Origin of the sequence: Aureibaculum algae, assembly GCF_006065315.1 — a bacterium.
In the GTDB taxonomy this organism is placed as follows: domain Bacteria; phylum Bacteroidota; class Bacteroidia; order Flavobacteriales; family Flavobacteriaceae; genus Aureibaculum; species Aureibaculum algae.
This window is the reverse complement of the sequence record NZ_CP040749.1, coordinates 1,729,848-1,752,197: the sequence shown is the minus strand read 5'-3', so window position 1 is coordinate 1,752,197 and position 22,350 is coordinate 1,729,848. Positions and strand designations below refer to the sequence as shown.

At 33.8% G+C, this 22,350-nt stretch carries 14 protein-coding genes; 13 read left to right on the top strand and 1 reads right to left on the bottom strand.

The genetic code is table 11. From position 1 onward, the window contains the following. Window positions 1-48 precede the first annotated feature (48 nt). From FF125_RS07170 to FF125_RS07110, 13 genes are all read left to right on the top strand, one after another. Window positions 49-1,536: a T9SS type A sorting domain-containing protein gene (locus tag FF125_RS07170; RefSeq protein WP_138949120.1), complete on the top strand. Its 1,488-nt coding sequence runs from the start codon at window positions 49-51 to the stop codon at window positions 1,534-1,536. A 127-nt stretch (window positions 1,537-1,663) separates the two neighbouring features. Beyond that, window positions 1,664-3,304 (top strand): alpha-glucan family phosphorylase, encoded by a 1,641-nt coding sequence (gene glgP / locus FF125_RS07165; RefSeq protein ID WP_138949119.1) that lies wholly within the window; start codon window positions 1,664-1,666, stop codon window positions 3,302-3,304. 71 nt (window positions 3,305-3,375) lie between these two features. Beyond that, complete coding sequence (gene trmD / locus FF125_RS07160) at window positions 3,376-4,062, top strand: tRNA (guanosine(37)-N1)-methyltransferase TrmD (RefSeq protein WP_138949118.1); 687 nt, start codon at window positions 3,376-3,378, stop codon at window positions 4,060-4,062. A 114-nt stretch (window positions 4,063-4,176) separates the two neighbouring features. Then, window positions 4,177-4,527 (top strand): 50S ribosomal protein L19, encoded by a 351-nt coding sequence (gene rplS, locus FF125_RS07155; protein WP_117884002.1) that lies wholly within the window; start codon window positions 4,177-4,179, stop codon window positions 4,525-4,527. Between the two features lie 761 nt (window positions 4,528-5,288). Next, window positions 5,289-6,047, top strand: coding sequence for an NADase-type glycan-binding domain-containing protein (locus tag FF125_RS07150; RefSeq protein ID WP_138949117.1), 759 nt, complete (start codon window positions 5,289-5,291; stop codon window positions 6,045-6,047). Between the two features lie 427 nt (window positions 6,048-6,474). Beyond that, window positions 6,475-8,700, top strand: coding sequence for an NADP-dependent isocitrate dehydrogenase (locus FF125_RS07145; protein ID WP_138949116.1), 2,226 nt, complete (start codon window positions 6,475-6,477; stop codon window positions 8,698-8,700). 132 nt (window positions 8,701-8,832) lie between these two features. Next, on the top strand, window positions 8,833-11,208 hold the full coding sequence (locus tag FF125_RS07140) for a TonB-dependent receptor (RefSeq protein WP_138949115.1): 2,376 nt from the start codon (window positions 8,833-8,835) through the stop codon (window positions 11,206-11,208). Window positions 11,209-11,215: 7 nt separating this feature from the next. After that, a complete protein-coding gene (locus tag FF125_RS07135) occupies window positions 11,216-12,028 on the top strand; it encodes a DUF4249 domain-containing protein (RefSeq protein ID WP_138949114.1) in 813 nt (270 codons plus the stop codon). A 54-nt stretch (window positions 12,029-12,082) separates the two neighbouring features. Then, window positions 12,083-12,904, top strand: a complete 822-nt coding sequence (gene murQ / locus FF125_RS07130; protein WP_138949113.1) for an N-acetylmuramic acid 6-phosphate etherase — start codon at window positions 12,083-12,085, stop codon at window positions 12,902-12,904. After that, a complete protein-coding gene (locus tag FF125_RS07125; protein ID WP_138949112.1) occupies window positions 12,891-13,133 on the top strand; it encodes a DUF6095 family protein in 243 nt (80 codons plus the stop codon). The genes murQ and FF125_RS07125 overlap by 14 nt, the downstream gene beginning before the upstream one ends. Then, window positions 13,111-14,169: an ATP-grasp domain-containing protein gene (locus FF125_RS07120; protein WP_138949111.1), complete on the top strand. Its 1,059-nt coding sequence runs from the start codon at window positions 13,111-13,113 to the stop codon at window positions 14,167-14,169. The genes FF125_RS07125 and FF125_RS07120 overlap by 23 nt, the downstream gene beginning before the upstream one ends. Window positions 14,170-14,587: 418 nt before the next feature. Further along, a complete protein-coding gene (locus FF125_RS07115) occupies window positions 14,588-20,635 on the top strand; it encodes a collagen-like domain-containing protein (protein WP_138949110.1) in 6,048 nt (2,015 codons plus the stop codon). Next, the gene (locus FF125_RS07110) at window positions 20,628-21,776 is read left to right on the top strand and encodes a gliding motility-associated C-terminal domain-containing protein (protein ID WP_138949109.1); all 1,149 of its coding nucleotides are present in this window, start codon (window positions 20,628-20,630) and stop codon (window positions 21,774-21,776) included. Before FF125_RS07115 ends, FF125_RS07110 begins: the two co-directional genes overlap by 8 nt. On the opposite strand, the gene FF125_RS07105 is transcribed toward FF125_RS07110, so the two are convergent. Continuing rightward, window positions 21,773-22,339, bottom strand: coding sequence for a DinB family protein (locus FF125_RS07105; protein WP_250629701.1), 567 nt, complete (start codon window positions 22,337-22,339; stop codon window positions 21,773-21,775). The genes FF125_RS07110 and FF125_RS07105 overlap by 4 nt on opposite strands. Between the last annotated feature and the right edge of the window lie 11 nt (window positions 22,340-22,350).

Here is a 22,350-nt window from a genome sequence, read left to right as displayed (position 1 = left end):
CCCTACTTAATCGTGAAAAATTAATTGAAAATTTTTAACGCTAACATTATGAGGAGTTGTATTGCTTTTTTATTGACCTTTTCTTTTACAATTTTTACATATTCGCAAGATTTAGGCTATGGCCTTGTTGCAAATGATTTAACCAACAGACCAATGCAGGATATTACCAAACCTGGTTATCTTCAAACCATTACCGACCCTTCCTTTGGAACCACGATTAGACGGATTACCAATGCAGCTAACGGCGAAATTATAAAACCAATGTATAGCACTATACAAGCTTGGAATGCAGATGAAACTTATATGATTGTTTATCAAGTTGGTAAAGGTCATCTACTTTTAAACGGAACAACTTATCAATTTATTAAAACATTGGATGTTAAACCAGATGATATAGAACAACTATTTTGGGACTTTAACAATCCCAAATACTTTTATTATTTAGAAGCTACGTCCGATGATTTTATCAAATACAATGTAGACACCAACTCTAAAGAAATTTTAGTCAATTTAGATACAGCATCAGGCTGCAATGGTAATATACGTCTAGGCAATGACGTACAAATGATGTCTTGGGACTCTGACATTATTAGTTTTAGGTGCGATAATAGCGGTGCTTTTTATTATAAAATTTCAACAGGAATTACAACCTCTTTTAATATCACCACTATAAATTACCTTGCCCCTATGCCAACACCATCTGGCAATTACTTCTATCATGATAAAATATCTTACAATTTGGCTGGAAATATACAAACCACATTAAATGAATTAAAAGGTGAACATTCATGTATGGGAAAATTAGCGAATGGGAACGATGCTTATTTCGCCGTTGCTTTTGACCCAACATCACAAGGTGGTTGTACTGGAGACATTGTGGCTCATGACATGGCAAGCGGAGAATGCTTTTCAATTATCAGCGAATCGCAAGGTTATAATTACACACAGTCAGGTACTCATATATCTGCACTTGCTCATAAAAACACACAACCCGGATGGGTAGCAGCCTCTTTAGTTGGCTATAAAGATGGTGGACAAAATGGACAAACACTATTGGATCAAGAGCTGGTCATTGCCAAAGCGGATAAAAATGATATTAAAGTATATAGAATTGGTCACCATAGAGCTGACGAAGATCAATTTGATTATTGGGGTGAACCACATGCTGTCTTAAGTCCTACCGGCACTAGAGTGCTTTTTGGATCCGACTGGAGTGGCTCTGATGATGGCAAATCGATAGATTGCTATGTAGTAGAACTACCCATCTATAACTCAGCATTAGCCGTGTCTGATAATATCTTAGAAAATTCAATAAACATATATCCTAATCCCGTTAAGGATCAAATTACCATCAATAATGATAGTGGGCAAAAAATTAAGAACGTCTCCTTTTTTAATATGAAAGGGCAAAAAATTAAAACGCAAAACCTAACAAATAGCACTATTGATGTTTCCACTATTTCGGGCGGAATATACTTATTAACCATACAACTTGAGAATACTATAATAAACAAGAAAATTGTTATTGAAAAATAAGCTACTATTAAGATTAGGTTTCTTGACTGTTAAACTATCATATTCTCAATAAAAACTTATTCGAAATACATAATTTCGGTCATAAATTGTATTATTTTTGTAGCTTCAAAAATAAATTAAAATAATTATGTCTTCGAAATACAATCAGTGGTATCATCCCTACACCCCAGCAAAAAAATTCAGTAAAAAAGTTGCCTATTTTAGTATGGAATTTGGGATTGACCAAGCCTTAAACATATATTCAGGTGGTTTAGGATTTTTAGCTGGTTCACATATGCGTTCAGCTTTTGAATTAAAACAAAACCAGATTGGTATTGGTATGTTATGGAAATATGGCTATTATGATCAAAACAGGAATGAAGATCAAACCATGAAAGCCGATTTCACTGAAAAGCACTTTGATTTCTTAGAAGATTCAGGCTTAGAAGTAGAAATAAAACTACATGACAATCCTTCAGTAAAAGTCAGAGCAATGGTACTAAAACCAGAGATCTTTGGCACTGTTCCAATTTATTTACTAACCACAGACGTTCAAGGTAATGACCATTTATCTAGAACCATTACCAATCATCTTTATGATTCTAATGAAGTAACACGTGTATCACAAAGTATCGTTTTGGGTCTTGCTGGTGCAAAAATTGTTGAAGCCTTAGGTGGAGCAGATGTTTATCATTTGAATGAAGGCCACGGTTTACCCGCTTTTTATTATTTAAGAGATCAAGGTGTAAAAAAGAGCCAAATGGTTTTTACTACGCACACTCCAGAAAAAGCAGGAAACGAGGAACGTGAAGCTCGTTTTTTAAACCGTTGTGGATTTTTTGGAAGAAACCTATCTAATGATGAGCTATCAAAAGAAGCTGTTAATGGAGGAATGATCAATTATACTGTGTCAGCCTTAAGAATGGCAAAAAAATCAAACGCGGTTTCTAAATTGCATGCTAAGGTTTCTCAAGATATGTGGAAAGACTTTAAAGGTGTGAGTAAAATTATTCCAATAACCAATGCTCAAAATCAAAAATTTTGGCAAGATGACAAAATAAAGAAGGCCGCTAAAACTAAAAATGCGAAGGCATTTACCAAAAGAAAAACGGAATTAAAATCAGATTTATTTTCCGAAGTTTATATGCAAACAGGTAAACAATTTGATCCAACTATTTTAACAATAATATGGGCACGTCGTTTTGCAGGCTATAAAAGAGCTGACTTATTACTTTTTGATATTGAGCGTTTTGAAAGACTCATATCAAATGAAAAATATCCGGTACAAATTATTTGGGCAGGTAAACCTTATCCATTTGATTATGGAGCTATTGATAGTTTTAATTATTTAGTGAACTACTCAAAACCTAGAAAAAATATTACCGTACTTACTGGTTATGAAATTGAATTATCAAAAAAACTAAAAGAAGGTTCAAATATTTGGTTAAATACGCCAAGAATAACGAGAGAAGCTTCTGGCACCAGTGGAATGACTGCTGCAATGAATGGATCTGTAAATGTATCTACTAATGACGGGTGGATACCAGAATTTGTAAAAGATGGCAAAAACTGTTTTGTTTTTCCTGAAGTAGATCATAATTTACCTTCTTGGGATCAAGATAGATTGGATAGCGAAAGCCTTTATGATATTTTAGAAAATAAAGTTTTACCTACCTACTATGATTCTCCAAAAAAATGGCAAGAAATTGTATTTAATGGCATTGATGATGTACTCCCTGAATTTGGAAGTAAACGTATGGCAACACAATACTATAAAGAGCTTTATTAGTTCTAATTGACTTTCGTTTGTTTTTTTATCATTAACAAACGAAAGTCATTATAAAATGCACCTAAAACAATATGAGAATAGATATAATTACTGTTTCACCTGATCTTATTAAAAGTCCTTTTGAGCATTCAATAATCAAAAGAGCCATTGATAAAGAATTGGTGGAAATTCATTTTCATAATTTAAGAGATTATGCAGTTAATAAATATGGAAAAATAGATGATTCACCTTATGGAGGAGAATCTGGTATGGTGATGATGATTGAACCCATTGATAAATGCATCTCAAAGTTAAAATTAGAGCGGAATTATGATGAAGTGATTTATATGACGCCAGATGCCGAAATGCTCAATCAACAAATGGCAAATACGCTATCTTTAAAAGAGAATATTATTATTCTATGTGGCCATTATAAGGGTATAGACCATCGTGTACGCGACTTATTAGTTACTAAAGAAATTTCAATTGGCGATTATGTACTCAGTGGTGGCGAGCTAGCCGCTGCTGTTTTATCAGATAGTATTATCCGTTTAATACCCGGAGTTTTAGGTGATGAAACCTCTGCTTTAAGTGATTCATTTCAGGATGGGCTGTTGGCTCCTCCAGTTTACACAAGACCGTCAGAGTATAATGGATTAAAAGTACCGGCAATATTACTATCAGGTAATTTTCCTAAAATTGAAGAATGGCGAACAGAAAAAGCCATAGAAAGGACAAAAAACATACGGCCTGATTTATTAAAAAAGAGTGAAAAATAATTTTAACATTTCACCACTCACTTCAAAAATAATTTATTATATTTGCACACTCAAAATCAACCTCTGACGAAAATCGTGAATGTTGATCTTTGAAATTTTCTCAAAATATAAAAAATGGAAGATTTAGTAAAATTTGTACAAAACGAATTTGTAGCAAAAAATGAAATTCCTGAGTTTGCTGCCGGAGACACAATTACTGTGTATTATGAAATTAAGGAAGGTGAAAAAAAACGTACGCAATTTTTTAAAGGTGTAGTTATTCAACGTAGAGGTTCAGGTTTATCTGAAACTTTTACAATTAGAAAAATGTCTGGTACTGTAGGTGTTGAAAGAATATTCCCTATTAACTTACCTGCAATTCAAAAAATTGAAATAAACAAAAAAGGTGCCGTAAGAAGAGCTAGAATTTTCTACTTTAGAAAACTTACTGGTAAAAAAGCTAGAATTAAAGAAGTACAACGCTAAACAATTAGTGTTCAATATATCAAACCCCATTTCTTCTAAAGAAATGGGGTTTTTCTATGAGCTTAAGTTTTTAACAAATGTTAATAAACACTACTCATAACTTATTAATAACTAGAAGGCTACATTATTTTTAATTCCGTCTTACTTAGTTATCTTTGAAATAAGATTTTAAAGTAAACATCTGATTTAGATATTACGTTTTGTATTCGTACCAAACAATAGCTCAAACTAGTTTACTAAAAATCTGAAAAGAACGTTCTTTTTATTGTTTTTAATAACAAAACCTTTACCAAGTGTTTAGCATGAATAATTGGAACTGTTACTGTTGTTAAAACAACTTAAAATACAACTACAGACATAATGATACAATTTAGATTGTAACATCTTACTGATTGTAAATGTATTTTAATGAAATCTTTAACTGAGTATACTATTTAATAATAGTACTTATGATTCGCAAGTCATCATAAACTTGAGTTAACTATTTCAGCTAATAGCCATAATTGAAATTTATTTCTGTTATGGCTTTAGTTTTTTATAAAAGTCTTATCCTTTGATAACAGCTATTTCTGTTGTTTATAAAAAGTCACCTGAAGCTCCCTATTTTAACCCCTTACATTCAGTAGTTCTAATTCACTTCTTTACAGGGGACATCTTTTACTGCTACTTGATTATTTTTACTGAATAATTGACAATAAGTAATCCATGACCGTTTTATACGTTATATGTTACTTCTAACCTTACTAAAATCATACTACTACATGACACATCCTATAAAATCATTTTTAATCATTTTGACCATAACCTGTTTTAGCTCTTTTACAATAGCTCAAAATACTAATTTTACTACTGAAAAAATAATTACACCCAAACTAGGTAAAAGTCATGATATTTCTGAAAGCGGTATAAAAGCTTATCAGAAGATTCAAACCAAATTAAATCGAATCCAAAATGATTATGAAAAAATGGGATCTGAAGGAATATCGAAATCAGATGCAGTATATTTAGAATTGCATGAAATGGATACGCCTCCCAATTCAACGGATACTCCTGGTTGCAGCTGGTATTGTGCTGCATTAATAAATAATGTTATCGCCAGCAGTACGCTTGACAAATCTGATACCTATAAAGCCTGGAATATCCATGATTTTGACTTGTCCAATACTTGGGCTACAAATAAAAACAAAGGTATTGGTGAGCGTATAACTTTTGTTTTTGGCAGAACAAAAACCTTATCAATTCATCAAATACAAATTTATAACGGATATCAAAAATCAGAATCTACTTGGGAAAATAATAGTAGAGCAAAAAAGTTAGCCTTAAGTATAAATGGTAAACAGTATGCATACCTTGAACTTGAAGATGTAAGAAATGTTCAAATATTTACTATTGATGCTCAAAAATTTTTAGCGGACACCAATCTAACTTTCGATCTTAAAATCATGGAAATCTATCCTGGAAAAAAATATGACGATTTGTGTATCTCTGAAATTAATTTTGATGGTGCTGGAGATCATTAATAATTGGTAGTTAAAAAAATCTTATACGTTCGTTATTAACATTTGTTTATAACTGTTGTTCATATCAAGTTAACAAATTACATTACACAATTCACACAATTAAAGGCTTTTAAGTGTACTTTTATCTACTTGAATCTAAATTCAAAATAATAATTTACCCCTTTTTGTTTTTATTTTGAAAATACTATGAGTTTTAGATTCAAGATGTATTGTTCTTAAACTTTATGTTAACATGGTGTTTAGCACACGATAGATAATATTAATAAAAGAGCATCAACTAAAAGCACCTTTTTATTTAAGGTGCTTTTTGCATTTAAAGAAATTGAAGTAAAATGCTAACAAATTCTTAAATCTTATAGAATTTTATGCTTTTATGTGTAGATTTGCTTTCGCTAAATAAAAAAAATTAATTAATATAAAAGAGTACATGTCAAAATCAGCACCTATTATTTATACAAAAACAGACGAAGCTCCTGCATTAGCAACGGCTTCTTTTTTACCAATAGTACAAGCATTTACTAAATCTTCCGGTATTACAATTGAACCCAAAGACATCTCTTTAGCTGCAAGAATTTTGGCAGCTTTTTCAGATTTTTTAAGAGAAGATCAAAAAGTTGTTGATGCATTGGCTGAATTAGCAATATTAGTTAATAAACCTGAAGCGAACATTATTAAATTACCAAATGTAAGTGCTTCTATCCCACAATTAAAGGCAGCAATTGAAGAATTACAATCTAAGGGTTATGCCCTACCCAACTATCCGGATGAGCCGCAAAACGATGAAGAAAAGAGTATCAAAAGTCGATATGAAAAAATTAAGGGTAGTGCTGTAAACCCAGTATTACGCGAAGGAAACTCTGACAGAAGAGCTCCAAAAGCAGTTAAGAATTACGCCAAAAGAAATCCACATTCAATGGGAGCTTGGTCTTCTAGTTCTAAAACACATGTTGCCACGATGTCTCATGGTGATTTTTTCCATAATGAAAAATCAGTTACACTTCCAGAGGCAACCTCAATAAAAATAATACATACAGACAATCAAGGTAAAACAACCGCTCTAAAAGAAAATTTAGATCTATTAAAAGGTGAAATTATTGACGCTACTGTAATGAGTAAAAAGGCATTGATTGAATTTTTAGAAGAACAGGTTATAGATGCTAAAGAAAAAGGTGTGTTATTTTCTTTACACATGAAGGCTACTATGATGAAAGTCTCTGATCCTATTATTTTTGGTCATGCTGTTCGCGTTTTCTTTAAAAATGTTTTTGAGAAACATGCGGCTGTTCTAGATAAAATTGGAGTGGATGTTAATAATGGATTTGGAAATTTACTATCTCAATTAGATGAATTACCAGAAGCTACACGAAAAGAAATTGAGGCTGATATTGAAACTGATTTAAAAAACGGACCTGCTTTAGCAATGGTCAATTCTGATAAAGGTATTACAAACTTAAATGTTCCTAGTGACGTGATTATTGATGCATCAATGCCTGCAATGATCAGAACTTCAGGACAGATGTGGAATGCTGATGGCAAACAACAAGATACGAAAGCTGTAATTCCTGATAGTTCATATGCAGGTATTTATGAAGCTACAATAAACTTCTGTAAAGAAAATGGTGCATTTGACCCAACGACTATGGGTACAGTACCAAACGTAGGCCTAATGGCTCAAAAAGCTGAAGAATATGGTTCTCATGACAAAACTTTTGAAATAAAAAGTGACGGTAAAGTTCAAGTTATAGATACAAACGGTAACGTTTTATTAGAACACAATGTAGAACAGGGTGATATTTGGCGTATGTGTCAAGCTAAAGATGCTCCAATCCAAAACTGGATTAAACTTGCCGTTGATAGAGCAAAAGCAACTCAAATACCCACTGTATTTTGGTTGGATAAAAATAGAGCTCATGATGCTGAATTAATTAAAAAAGTAAATCAATATTTACCGAACCACGATACCTCAGGACTAGAAATTAAAATTCTTTCACCAGAAGAAGCTACATTATATACGCTAAAAAGATTAAAAAATGGAGAGGATACTATTTCAGTAAGTGGTAACGTGCTCCGTGATTATTTAACGGACCTATTTCCTATTTTAGAAGTAGGTACAAGTGCAAAAATGCTATCTATTGTTCCTTTAATGAATGGTGGTGGTTTATTTGAAACGGGTGCAGGTGGTTCTGCTCCAAAACACGTGCAACAATTTTTAGAAGAGAACCATTTAAGATGGGATTCTTTAGGCGAATTCTTAGCATTAGCAGTATCCTTAGATTATTACGGTAACGTAAATAATAATGAAAAAGCTAAAATATTGGCAGAAACATTAGATGATGCTACTGATAAGTTATTGGAAACTAGTAAAAACCCTTCGCGTAAAGTAGGTGAACTAGATAACCGAGGTAGTCAATTTTACTTAACCTTATATTGGGCAGAAGCTCTTGCTTCTCAAACTAAAGACACTGAATTACAGCATCATTTTAAGCCTGTTGCAGAAGATTTAAAGTCTAATGAGAGTGAAATTATAAATCATTTAAACGAAATACAAGGAGTACCTGTAAACATAGATGGGTATTACGCTCCAAAAGAATCTTTGATAACTGAAGCTATGAGACCAGATAAAATATTTAATGATATCTTAAGTCAACTTTAAACAGAAGGACTATATCGTTTAACTATTTGGTCAATAAAATTTTACCTAATAATTTATTTAAAATATTAAATAAAAGTTAAAAGCCGCTCGAAAGCGGCTTTTTTTAATATTTTTACCTTAAAATTTGATAATTTGGGCAAACTAAAACTAACTTCACTCCTATTGCTTTTATTTTACGGTACACACGTTTTTTCTCAAGAAAAATTCACACTGAGTGGAACGATTTCAGAAAACTCTAGTAACGAAACACTTATCGGAGTTTCAATTGTTTTTCCCGAATTACAAACGGGTACTACTACAAATGAATATGGGTTCTACTCTATAACATTACCAAAAGGAACGTATAATGTACTTATAAGCTATATAGGTTTTAAAGATATTCAAACGAGTATCATCTTAGAAAATGATATTTCTAAAAACTTTAGTTTAGAAGAAACTACAGAAGCATTAGATGAAGTTATCATCAAAGAAAATGTAGAAAAACTCAATATCAGAAAACCGCAAATGAGTGTTAATGCATTAACTTCTGCCACCATAAAACAGATGCCTGTGGTACTAGGTGAAGTTGATGTTATAAAATCTATTACCTTATTACCTGGAGTAACTAATGCTGGGGAAGGATCATCTGGGTTCAATGTCCGTGGTGGGGCTGCAGATCAAAATTTAATTTTATTAGATGAAGCAACGATATATAACTCATCACATTTATTTGGTTTCTTCTCTGTTTTTAATCCCGATGCTATTAAAGACCTAAAACTATATAAAGGAGGCATACCTGCTAGATATGGTGGTAGAGTCTCTTCCGTTTTAGATATCTATCAAAAAGAAGGGAATAGTAAAACATTTCATGCTAATGGCGGTATAGGCATTGTTTCAAGTAGGTTAATGCTAGAAGGCCCATTAAAAAAGGACAAAGGCTCTTTTTTACTTGGAGGTAGAGGTTCGTATGCTCATTTATTTTTACCTCTTTTTGATCTTGACAATGTGGCTTATTTTTATGATTTGAACACTAAATTGAGTTATAAATTAAATCCCAATAATAATATTTATTTATCTGGTTATTTTGGTCGAGATGTTTTTAGTATTTCTGATAGTTTTCAAAATACTTACGGAAATACCGTTGTAAACTTTAGGTGGAATCATCTATTTTCGGATAAATTATTCTCTAATGTTTCATTGATTTATTCGGATTACTATTATGGGTTAAAACTAAATTTAGTAGAATTTAATTGGAATTCAGGTATCCAAAATTTTAATGTTAAGTATGATTTTAAACACTATTTGAGTAATACATTTAAATTAGAATACGGTTTAAATAGTATATATTATAAATTTAATCCTGGTGAAATTGAACCTTCAACGCCAACTTCAGGTATTAATCGTTTTAAATTAATAGACAAGTATGCTTTTGAAAATGCTCTATATATTGATGCTGAACATCAGCTTACTGATAAGTTAGCCTTATCATATGGATTAAGATATAGTTCGTTTATACGCCTAGGACAAGACGAATTAAATATTTATGAAAATGATAATCCTATTATTTTCAACGAAGCCCTTCAAATTTATGAGAAAGCGGACCCCATTGGAACGCAATCACTAAAAAGAAGTAAAACCATAAAATCTTTTGGTAATTTAGAACCTCGATTCTCATTAGCGTATCAACTAAATGATGTATCATCCATAAAGTTGAGTTATAACAAAATGAGTCAGTATTTGCATTTGCTTTCTAATACCAGCTCCCCCACACCATTAGATGTTTGGGCTCCTAGCGGAAAATATATAAAACCTCAATTGCTAAATCAATACGCTATTGGATACTTTAAAAGTATTAATGATGATAAATATTCAGTTGAAGTAGAAAGTTTCTTTAAGGATATTAAAAACAGAATTGATTATGTTGATGGAGCAGATTTAATTGCGAACAATGCTATTGAGCAAGTAATACTTAATGGTGAAGCTAGAGCTTATGGTTTAGAATTTTTATTGAGGAAAAATCAGGGTAAATTTAAAGGCTGGTTGGCTTACACCTTATCTCGATCGGAACAAAAAACTCCAGGAAGAACAGTTTCAGAAATTGGTATTAATAATGGCAATTGGTATAAAACCGGATATGACAAAACCCATGATATCTCTTTAACTGGAAGTTATGAGTTGAATAAAAAATGGACGTTTAGCTCTAATTTTTTATTTCAAACGGGGCAACCTACTACTTTCCCTAATTCGCAATATCAATATAATGGTGTTACTATTCCAAGTTTTACGGCTAGAAATGAATATAGATTACCATCGTATCATCGCTTAGATATATCAGCGAATTACGTCCCAAAACCAAATAAGAACAAAGGGTGGCAAAGCGAATGGGTTTTTGGTCTTTATAATATTTATAATAGAAAAAATGCAGCTTCTATAAATTTTAGTACTAATAATGAAACTGGGGTTAACGAAGCCACACGATTATCCATTTTCGGTATAGTTCCTTCTATATCTTATAATTTTAGATTTTAAGAAGATTATGAAAAAAATATTATTTTTTATTGTGTTGATTGCTTTTATATCTTGTGAAGATGTTATTGATGTAGATTTACCTCAATCAGAACCAAGACTGATTATTGACGCCTCAATCAATTGGCTCAAAGGAACTTCGGGTAGTTCACAATTAATAAAATTAAGCCTTTCTGCTCCCTATTTTGATACTATTATTCCTCCTGCCAATAATGCTGAAGTTAAAATAACCAATTCACAAAATACTGAATTTGTATTTACTGAGGAAGGTGATTCTGGCTATTATACAAATAATACATTTAGTCCTGTTATTGATGAAACATACCAATTAACAATAGTATATAATAGCGAAACCTATATTGCCTCAGAAACACTAAAATCTGTTAGTCCAATAACACGTGTTGAGCAAAGTCAAACTGGTGGTTTTTTAGCTGAAGACTATGAAATTAAAGCCTATACACAGGATCCTGAAAATGAAGACAATTACTATCTTCTTGAATTTTCGAATGACATACCCACATTACCTACCTTAGAAGTTTTTAAAGACGAATTTGTCAATGGTAATGAGATATTTGCCTACTTTTCTGATGAGGATTTAGAAGTTGGTAATGAAATAAAAATAAGGTCTTATGGTACTTCTGAACGATATTATGAATTTATGTTTATACTTTTACAACAGACTAGTGATGGTGGTGGAGGGCCTTTTGAAACGCAACCAGCTACCGTTAGAGGTAACTGTATAAATACAACAAATAAAGAAAATTATCCATTAGGCTATTTCAGATTATCAGAAGTAGATGAATTCACATACGAAATTCAGTAAGTTGAATAAAAAATAATGTATTTTTGAATTTTAAGTACTAACCACAATAAGAAAATGAACTTTACTAAAACCACCGAACAAGACTCTAATTATAATCATCTTGACAAGATGAGTATTAATGAATTGTTAACCAATATAAATAATGAAGATAAAACAGTAGCTCAAGCTGTAGAGAAAGCAATACCGAATATAGAAAATTTAGTTACACCAGCGGTTTCAAAATTGAGAGATGGTGGACGGTTATTTTATATTGGTGCGGGCACAAGTGGTAGATTAGGTATTTTAGATGCCTCTGAATGTCCTCCAACTTTTGGTGTTCCCTTTGATCTTGTAATTGGTTTAATTGCAGGTGGCGATATTGCTATTAGAAAAGCAGTTGAAAACGCCGAAGATTCAAAAACACAAGGTTGGAAAGACTTACAAGACTATGACATTTCAGATAAAGATGTTGTTGTTGGTATTGCAGCATCAGGTACAACACCTTATGTTATTTCTGCCTTAGAAAAATGTAATGAAAATGGAATTATTACAGGTTGTATTACATGTAATGATGCGAGTCCATTAGCATTAACTGCAAAATATCCTATTGTTGTCGTTGTAGGGCCTGAATTTGTTACTGGAAGTTCACGAATGAAAGCTGGTACAGCTCAAAAGATGGTGCTAAACATGATTACCACTACTATTATGATTCAATTAGGAAAAGTAAAAGGTAACAAAATGATAGACATGCAGCTTTCTAATAATAAACTCGTAGATAGAGGTCATAAAATGTTAATGAAAGAACTTAATATAGAAAGACCTGTAGCAGAAACACTTATTAAAAAATATGGTAATGTTAGAAATGCCATAAATAATTATCTCCTTGAAAAAGAATAAACCCACATTATTCGGTGCATTAAAATTTTTAGGCATAGCCTTTCCGCTGTTTTTTATTGCCCCAATAGTTATTACAATTGGGTTTAAAGCTCTGAAAAAAGATGGTAATTATATATTTTTGATTTTAGGGTTAGCCTTAGGGTTGGTTGCAATTTTGTCAACTGCTTATGGTTTAATGAAAATTTCAAGATTTATTTTTGACAAGGATGAAGCAAATGATAAGAGCTAGAATTTTTTTTACTAAATTTTTTCATTCCGAACATTGGCCAACCTATCTATTCTATGTTCCACTAATCCCCTATTTCTTATATAAATCAATTTTAGCAAGAAGTTTAACTTTCTTTTTAGCAGTAAACCCAGCTATTAAATATTCGGGAATGGGTACTGAATCTAAATATAAAACCCTAGGCTTATTACCTAAAGCCTATATCCCTAAATCTTTACTCATTACTCCTACTACTGAATTTAATTCTGTTTTAGATTCTTTAAAAAAAGCGGAAATAGTTTTTCCTTTAATAGCTAAGCCAGATATCGGTTTTAGAGGATTTTTGGTAAAAAAAATTGACAGCATAAGAGATCTAGACAATTATCTTAAAGAAATATCAATAGACATTATTTTACAAGAATATGTAGCATATACGGAAGAATGCGGTTTGTTTTATTATAAAATTCCAGGAGAAAACAAAGGTAAAATTACTTCTATTACATTAAAGAAATTTATTACTGTTACCGGTAATGGTGTAGATAGCTTATCTCAATTAATTTTAGATGATAATCGTGCCTTTTTATATTATAAATTATTTCAGAATTTACATGAAAATAAACTTAATACTATTCCTAATACAGGTGAAGTTATAAAGCTTACGGTTATAGGTAACCATTCTAAAGGTACTCAATTTGTAAATGGGAATCATTTAATTGATAATGAATTAGAGCAATTTTTAGATAAATTAACTGCAAACTTACCAGATTTCAACTATGGCCGTTTCGATATAAAATTTAAAACGTTAGATAAATTAAAAAACGCTGAGGAATTTAAAATACTTGAGCTTAACGGTGTTATTGCGGAACCTACCCATATTTATGACACTGATAAATCGAACTATTTTGTGTCTCTAAAAACAATTTTAAATCATTGGAGAATAATGAATAAGATTGCCAGAAAAAACCATAATAACTTTAAAATATCCTACCCTTCACTTATTCCTTTTTTAAAAGAAATGTTTTGGTTGAAAGCATATGCTCAATTACTAAAAAAACATTAATAGTACCATATTACCTTCCGTAATAAAGCTGTGAAAAAGTATGCAAATATACTTTATGTGAAATTTAACCGTTTCCTCAACAACATAAGTGGAACTATGAAATTACAAACCTTTTACGAATATCTCAAAATTTTATCTTAAATAATAAAATAATTTCTGATTTTAGAATCTTTCATCATTTTTAGGTTTTAGGGGGTTATTATTAATTATTTGATGCTAAGTTAACCATATTGATAAAAACGACTATACAAAACTGTTTTATTGATAGTGTCACTTTTTCATTTCCAATTATTTTACGAAAAAAACAATAGCTTTTAATGGGGAAGAACACCATTAAGGTTGTTACATCAATAATTAATAGTTATGCATGCATAATAATTACAATTTTAAATAGATAAAAAAAGTAAATACCCCTGTTATGAAAATATTAAAATTTTTATTCCTTCTTCTAGTTTCATCTGCTGTCTATGGTCAGGTTAAAATAGGAGATAATCCAAACACAATTGATACCTTTTCTTTATTAGAGCTAGAAAGCTCTAATAAGGCATTTGTATTGACAAGAATAACCAATATTGAGATGAACAATATGACTCCCTTAAATGGAGCATTAGTTTACAATACTGATGAAAAATGTGTTTTTCAATACTCCACAATCTGGACCAATTTATGTGATACAGGTACTGATAATCAACAATTAAGTTTTGATTCAAATACCAACATCTTAAGTCTAGTAGATGGTGGTACAGTTGATTTATCAAAATTCATAAATACAGATGATCAAAAATTAAGCATTGATAACAACATCTTAACGTTGGAAGATGGTGGCACGGTTGATTTAAGTAATTATTTAGACAATACAGATAATCAGAAAATATCTGATTTTAGTTTAGCAGGTTCTATTTTGACCATTACATTAGAAAATGGGAATACACAAACGGTTGACATCGCTAGTTCTAGTTCTGATGATCAAAAATTAAGTATTGACAACAACATCTTAACCTTAGAAGATGGTGGCACGGTTGATTTAAGTAATTATTTAGACAATACAGATAATCAGAAAATATCTGATTTTAGTTTAGCAGGTTCTATTTTGACCATTACATTAGAAAATGGAAATACACAAACAGTTGACATCGCTAGTTCTAGTTCTGATGATCAAAAATTAAGTATTGATAACAACATCTTAACGTTGGAAGATGGCGGAACGGTTGATTTAAGTAATTATTTAGACAATACAGATAATCAAAAAATATCTGATTTTAGTTTAGCAGGTTCTATTTTGACCATTACATTAGAAAATGGAAATACACAAAAAGTTGACATCGCTAGTTCTAGTTCTGATGATCAAAAATTAAGTATTGACAACAACATCTTAACGTTGGAAGATGGTGGCACGGTTGATTTAAGTAATTATTTAGACAATACAGATAATCAAAAAATATCTGATTTTAGTTTAGATAACAGTACTAACACAATTACATTAACATTAGAAAATGGTGGTACTGAAAAAATTGATCTAACACCTATCCTGTTAAAAGGAGAAAAGGGAGACAAAGGAGATAGAGGCGATAAAGGTGAAAAAGGCGATGCTGGTACAAATGGTATCGACGGTGCTAAAGGTGATACTGGTGCGAATGGTACTGACGGTAAAGATGGTGTTGATGGTATAAATGGTAAAGACGGTGCAAAAGGTGATAACGGTGCTCATGGTACTAATGGAATTGACGGTAAGAATGGTAAAGATGGTGATAAAGGTGAGCAAGGTATACAGGGTGTAGCAGGTCCTAAAGGTGATACTGGTGCGAATGGTACTGACGGTAAAGACGGAATAAATGGTATCGACGGTAAAGATGGTGTTGATGGTATAAATGGTGTTGATGGTATAAATGGTAAAGACGGTGCTAAAGGTGAACAAGGTATACAAGGAGATGCTGGTGCGAATGGTACTGACGGAATTAATGGTAAAGATGGTGCTAAAGGTGAACAAGGTATTCAAGGGGATGCTGGTACTAATGGTATCGACGGTAAAGATGGCGTTGATGGAATTAATGGTAAAGACGGTGCTAAAGGTGAGCAAGGTATACAGGGTGTAGCAGGTCCTAAAGGTGATACTGGTGCGAATGGTACTGACGGTAAAGACGGAATAAATGGTATCGACGGTAAAGATGGTGTTGATGGTATAAATGGTAAAGACGGTGCTAAAGGTGAACAAGGTATACAAGGAGATGCTGGTACTAATGGTACTGACGGAATTAATGGTAAAGATGGTGCTAAAGGTGAACAAGGTATTCAAGGGGATGCTGGTACTAATGGTATCGACGGTAAAGATGGCGTTGATGGAATTAATGGTAAAGACGGTGCTAAAGGTGAACAAGGTTTACAAGGTGATGCTGGTGCAAATGGTACTGACGGTAAAGATGGTGTTGATGGAATTAATGGTAAAGACGGAATAAATGGTATCGACGGTAAAGATGGCGTTGATGGAATTAATGGTAAAGACGGTGCTAAAGGTGAACAAGGTTTACAAGGTGATGCTGGTGCAAATGGTACTGACGGTAAAGATGGTGTTGATGGAATTAATGGTAAAGACGGAATAAATGGTATCGATGGTAAAGATGGCGTTGATGGACTTAACGGTAAAGACGGTGCTAAAGGTGAACAAGGTTTACAAGGTGATGCTGGTGCAAATGGTACTGACGGTAAAGACGGTGTTGACGGAATTAATGGTAAAGACGGTGCTAAAGGTGATACTGGTGCAAATGGTACTGACGGTAAAGATGGCATTGACGGAATTAATGGTAAAGATGGAATAAATGGTATCGACGGTAAAGATGGTGTTGATGGTGTAAACGGTGCTAAAGGTGAACAAGGTTTACAAGGTGTAGCAGGTCCTAAAGGTGATACTGGTGCGAATGGTACTGACGGTAAAGATGGCGTTGATGGAATTAACGGTAAAGACGGTGCTAAAGGTGAACAAGGTTTACAAGGTGATGCTGGTACGAATGGTACTGACGGTAAAGATGGTGTTGATGGAATTAATGGTAAAGACGGAATAAATGGTATTGACGGTAAAGATGGCGTTGATGGAATTAATGGTAAAGACGGTGCAAAAGGTGATACTGGTGCGAATGGTACTGACGGTAAAGATGGCGTTGATGGAATTAACGGTAAAGACGGTGCTAAAGGTGAACAAGGTTTACAAGGTGATGCTGGTACGAATGGTACTGACGGAATCAATGGTACTGACGGTAAAGACGGTGTTGATGGTAAAGACGGAATAGATGGTATCGACGGTAAAGATGGCGTTGATGGAATTAACGGTAAAGACGGTGCTAAAGGTGAACAAGGTATTCAAGGTGTAGCAGGTCCTAAAGGTGATACTGGTGCAAATGGTACTGACGGTAAAGATGGTGTTGATGGAATTAATGGTAAAGATGGTGCTAAAGGTGAACAAGGTTTACAAGGTGATGCTGGTACGAATGGTACTGACGGAATCAATGGTACTGACGGTAAAGACGGTGTTGATGGTAAAGACGGAATAGATGGTATCGACGGTAAAGATGGCGTTGATGGAATTAACGGTAAAGACGGTGCTAATGGTGAACAAGGTTTACAAGGTGATGCTGGTACGAATGGTACTGACGGAATCAATGGTACTGACGGTAAAGACGGTGTTGATGGTAAAGACGGTGTTGATGGTATAAATGGTAATGACGGTGCTAAAGGTGAACAAGGTATTCAAGGTGCAGCAGGTCCTAAAGGAGATACTGGTTCGAATGGTACTGACGGTAAAGACGGAATAAATGGTATCGACGGTAAAGATGGTGTTGATGGAATTAACGGTACGAATGGTACTGACGGTAAAGATGGTGTTGATGGTGTAGACGGTGCTAAAGGTGAAAAAGGAGAGAAAGGCTACAAAGGTGACCAAGGTGATAAAGGTGCCGACGGTAAAGATGGTGTTGATGGTGTAGACGGTGCTAAAGGTGATAAAGGCTACAAAGGTGATGCTGGTGCAAATGGTACCGACGGTAAAGACGGAATTAATGGTATCGATGGTAAGGATGGTATTGATGGAATAAATGGTAAAGACGGAATCAATGGTAAAGACGGAATCAATGGTATCGACGGTAAAGACGGTGCTAAAGGTGAAAAAGGCGATAAAGGCTACAAAGGTGATGCTGGTGCGAATGGTACTGATGGTAAAGACGGAATAAATGGTATCGACGGTAAAGATGGTGTTGATGGTGTAGACGGTGCTAAAGGAGAGAAAGGCTACAAAGGTGACCAAGGTGATAAAGGTGCCGACGGTAAAGACGGTGCTAAAGGTGAAAAAGGTGATAAAGGCTACAAAGGTGATGCTGGTGCGAATGGTACTGACGGTAAAGACGGAATAAATGGTATCGACGGTAAAGATGGTGTTGATGGTGTAGACGGTGCTAAAGGAGAGAAAGGCTACAAAGGTGACCAAGGTGATAAAGGTGCCGACGGTAAAGACGGTGCTAAAGGTGAAAAAGGTGATAAAGGCTACAAAGGTGATGCTGGTGCGAATGGTACTGACGGTAAAGACGGAATAAATGGTATCGACGGTAAAGATGGTGTTGATGGTGTAGACGGTGCTAAAGGTGAAAAAGGAGAGAAAGGCTACAAAGGTGACCAAGGTGATAAAGGTGCCGACGGTAAAGATGGTGTTGATGGTGTAGACGGTGCTAAAGGTGATAAAGGCTACAAAGGTGATGCTGGTGCAAATGGTACCGACGGTAAAGACGGAATTAATGGTATCGATGGTAAGGATGGTATTGATGGAATAAATGGTAAAGACGGAATAAATGGTAAAGACGGAATCAATGGTATCGACGGTAAAGACGGTGCTAAAGGTGAAAAAGGCGATAAAGGCTACAAAGGTGATGCTGGTGCGAATGGTACTGATGGTAAAGACGGAATAAATGGTATCGACGGTAAAGATGGTGTTGATGGTGTAGACGGTGCTAAAGGAGAGAAAGGCTACAAAGGTGACCAAGGTGATAAAGGTGCCGACGGTAAAGACGGTGCTAAAGGTGAAAAAGGTGATAAAGGCTACAAAGGTGATGCTGGTGCGAATGGTACTGACGGTAAAGACGGAATAAATGGTATCGACGGTAAAGATGGTGTTGATGGTGTAGACGGTGCTAAAGGTGATAAAGGCTACAAAGGTGATGCTGGTGCAAATGGTACTGACGGTAAAGACGGAATTAATGGTATCGATGGTAAGGATGGTATTGATGGAATAAATGGTAAAGACGGAATCAATGGTATCGACGGTAAAGACGGTGCTAAAGGTGAAAAAGGCGATAAAGGCTACAAGGGTGACCAAGGTGATAAAGGTGCCGACGGTAAAGATGGTGTTGATGGTGTAGACGGTGCTAAAGGTGAAAAAGGTGATAAAGGCTACAAAGGTGATGCTGGTGCAAATGGTACCGACGGTAAAGACGGAATTAATGGTATCGATGGTAAGGATGGTATTGATGGAATAAATGGTAAAGACGGAATCAATGGTATCGACGGTAAAGACGGTGCTAAAGGTGAAAAAGGCGATAAAGGCTACAAGGGTGATGCTGGTGCAAATGGTACCGACGGTAAAGACGGAATTAATGGTATCGATGGTAAGGATGGTATTGATGGAATAAATGGTAAAGACGGAATCAATGGTATCGACGGTAAAGACGGTGCTAAAGGTGAAAAAGGCGATAAAGGCTACAAGGGTGACCAAGGTGATAAAGGTACAAATGGTACTGACGGTAAAGATGGTGTTGATGGTACTGACGGATATAACACGCTTACTCGTACTGCTCGAGAATCAAGAACATCTCATGGCGTTACTAGACAAGGAACTTCAATATTTACAGGTTTAGATTTAGATAGAGATAACTATTTAGACTCAAGTGAAATTACATCTACATCATTTATCTATAATGGTGAAGACGGAGCAACTGGTGCTAAAGGTGATAAAGGTGATGTGGGTGCTACAGGTGCTCAAGGAGCAACTGGACAGGCAGGTTCAAATAGAGTTTACCTTGGACATATTACAATTACAGCAACTGGAAATGTAACCATTTCTGGTATTCCTTTCAAACCCTCACAAATCAGTTTTGTTGCTCATGCCAATATTGAATCTCTAAGAATTAATGCTGATAACGGAGTAGGAAATAATAATAGTAGCCTTGCGAACTCATTTGGAACAATGAATGGATATGTTAGGGGAACAACGCAACAAGTAATATATGTTGGTGGGCATGGAAATTCTATTAACGATATATCACGTTTTGCTTCACCTGATCATTGTATTGGTGTAAGATATGGTAGTCAAGATGGTAATAATCTTGGTATTACTTCTGCTAAATTTGTAACGTTCACAGCAGATGGTTTTAAAATTAACGTAGATAGTAAAGCAGATAATTTAGTTATATTATTTCAAGCATATGAATAAGATATTCACATTTATATTCCTATCAATTGGGCAACTTTTAGTAGGGCAGACAGCATTTCATAACTTTGGTGATATTCAAATTCACGACGAAGGTAAAATCGGCTTCCATACCAACCTAATTAATGACGGTATGTTTAATAGCAACCTGGGTCTTGCTGGGTTTTATGGAGAAGATCTATTGAATGTTTCAGGTACCTCAATAGCCGAGTTTTACAACTCAGAAATTGATGTGTTAGACGGTTTAAATTTGGAAACATCAATGGGTGTTTATAATACGTTAGAATTTATTAATGGAAAGGTTTTTACGCCTAGAAATGATTTAGATATCACATTAGACTTTTTGCAAGCCAATTATAATGGAGAGTCTGATTATGAACATGTAGATGGTTATGCAGCCCTATTTGGAAATATCGATTTTACATTTCCTATTGGAGACGAAGATAAGTTAAGACCCTTATCGATATCAAAACCTAATTCAATTTCAACTTTTAAAAGTGCCTACTTTTATGAGGACCCTAATAGTCCGACTACATTTACAACACTTTTTGATACCAACAGCTTCGCTCCTATTCTTTCTAAAGTAAATGACAAAGAGTTTTGGGATTTGGATGGTGACCAAGCTGTAGAAGTCACACTTACCTGGGATCTTGATAGTGATATTAAAAACCTTACGGAAGATATTGAATTATTACGAGTAGTGGGTTGGAATAACAAAACACTTCGTTGGGATAGTTTAGGTAGAAATGACGTTTCTGGCGATTTAGAAGAAGGTGATATTACATCTATTTCATTTGTACCAGATGACTATGAAGTGTTAACGATTGCTGCTGAACCTAGTGGAAATGATTTTACTATAAATACTGGATTTTCACCAAATGGAGATGGACTTAATGATTATTTTGAAATAGCTGGTTTAGATTTATCTCAAGAAAATTCAATCGAAGTTTTTGACCGTTGGGGAGAACTCGTATATGAAAAACAAAATTACGACAATACATGGGGTGGTATATCAGAAAATAGTATTACCGTTACCGAAGGTATAGTTGTACCCGTAGGAACCTATTATTTTTTATTGGAACTAAAAGATAAAATAACAAAAAAGAATAGAACTTATAGAGGATGGGTTTATATTAACTATTAAGCCAATACATCCTTTTTTGGTGTGGTAGGGTTATAACCAAAATCAGCATCAGGCAATTCAATTCCTAATTGGGAGATGATATAACCAATACTCGCAAAATGGTGAATAGCATGGCTGTGAGCTTGTGATAAGATTGAAGCTACAGTATATTTGGTTGTAACCACACCCAATCCTAAATCGTCAGAGACCGCTACAACTTCATTTAAATCTTCAGAAGACAGACATCTTAAGTTGCTTATAACTTCGTTGAAATACACCAAACCCATTTCTGTTTTCTGTTCTGCTTCTGTATTTCGTTTTCTAGCTGCTAAATTAATTTCTCTAGAATCTAATCCGCAAAAAATACAATCGAACATATCTAAAACGTGTCTCATATGTATACCTATACTTGAGTGGTAAGGTTTAACAGAAATATTACTATATTCCTCATCACTTATAATGCTAAGCAAGCCTATACCTCGGTTTAAATTATTTTCAATAGCATCAATCATGTTGAAATTTTGACCTTTAGTGGCAAATATAATAATTAATTTATGTTTTTTTTTAAGAACTTCTTTTTTCAAAAAAATGAATA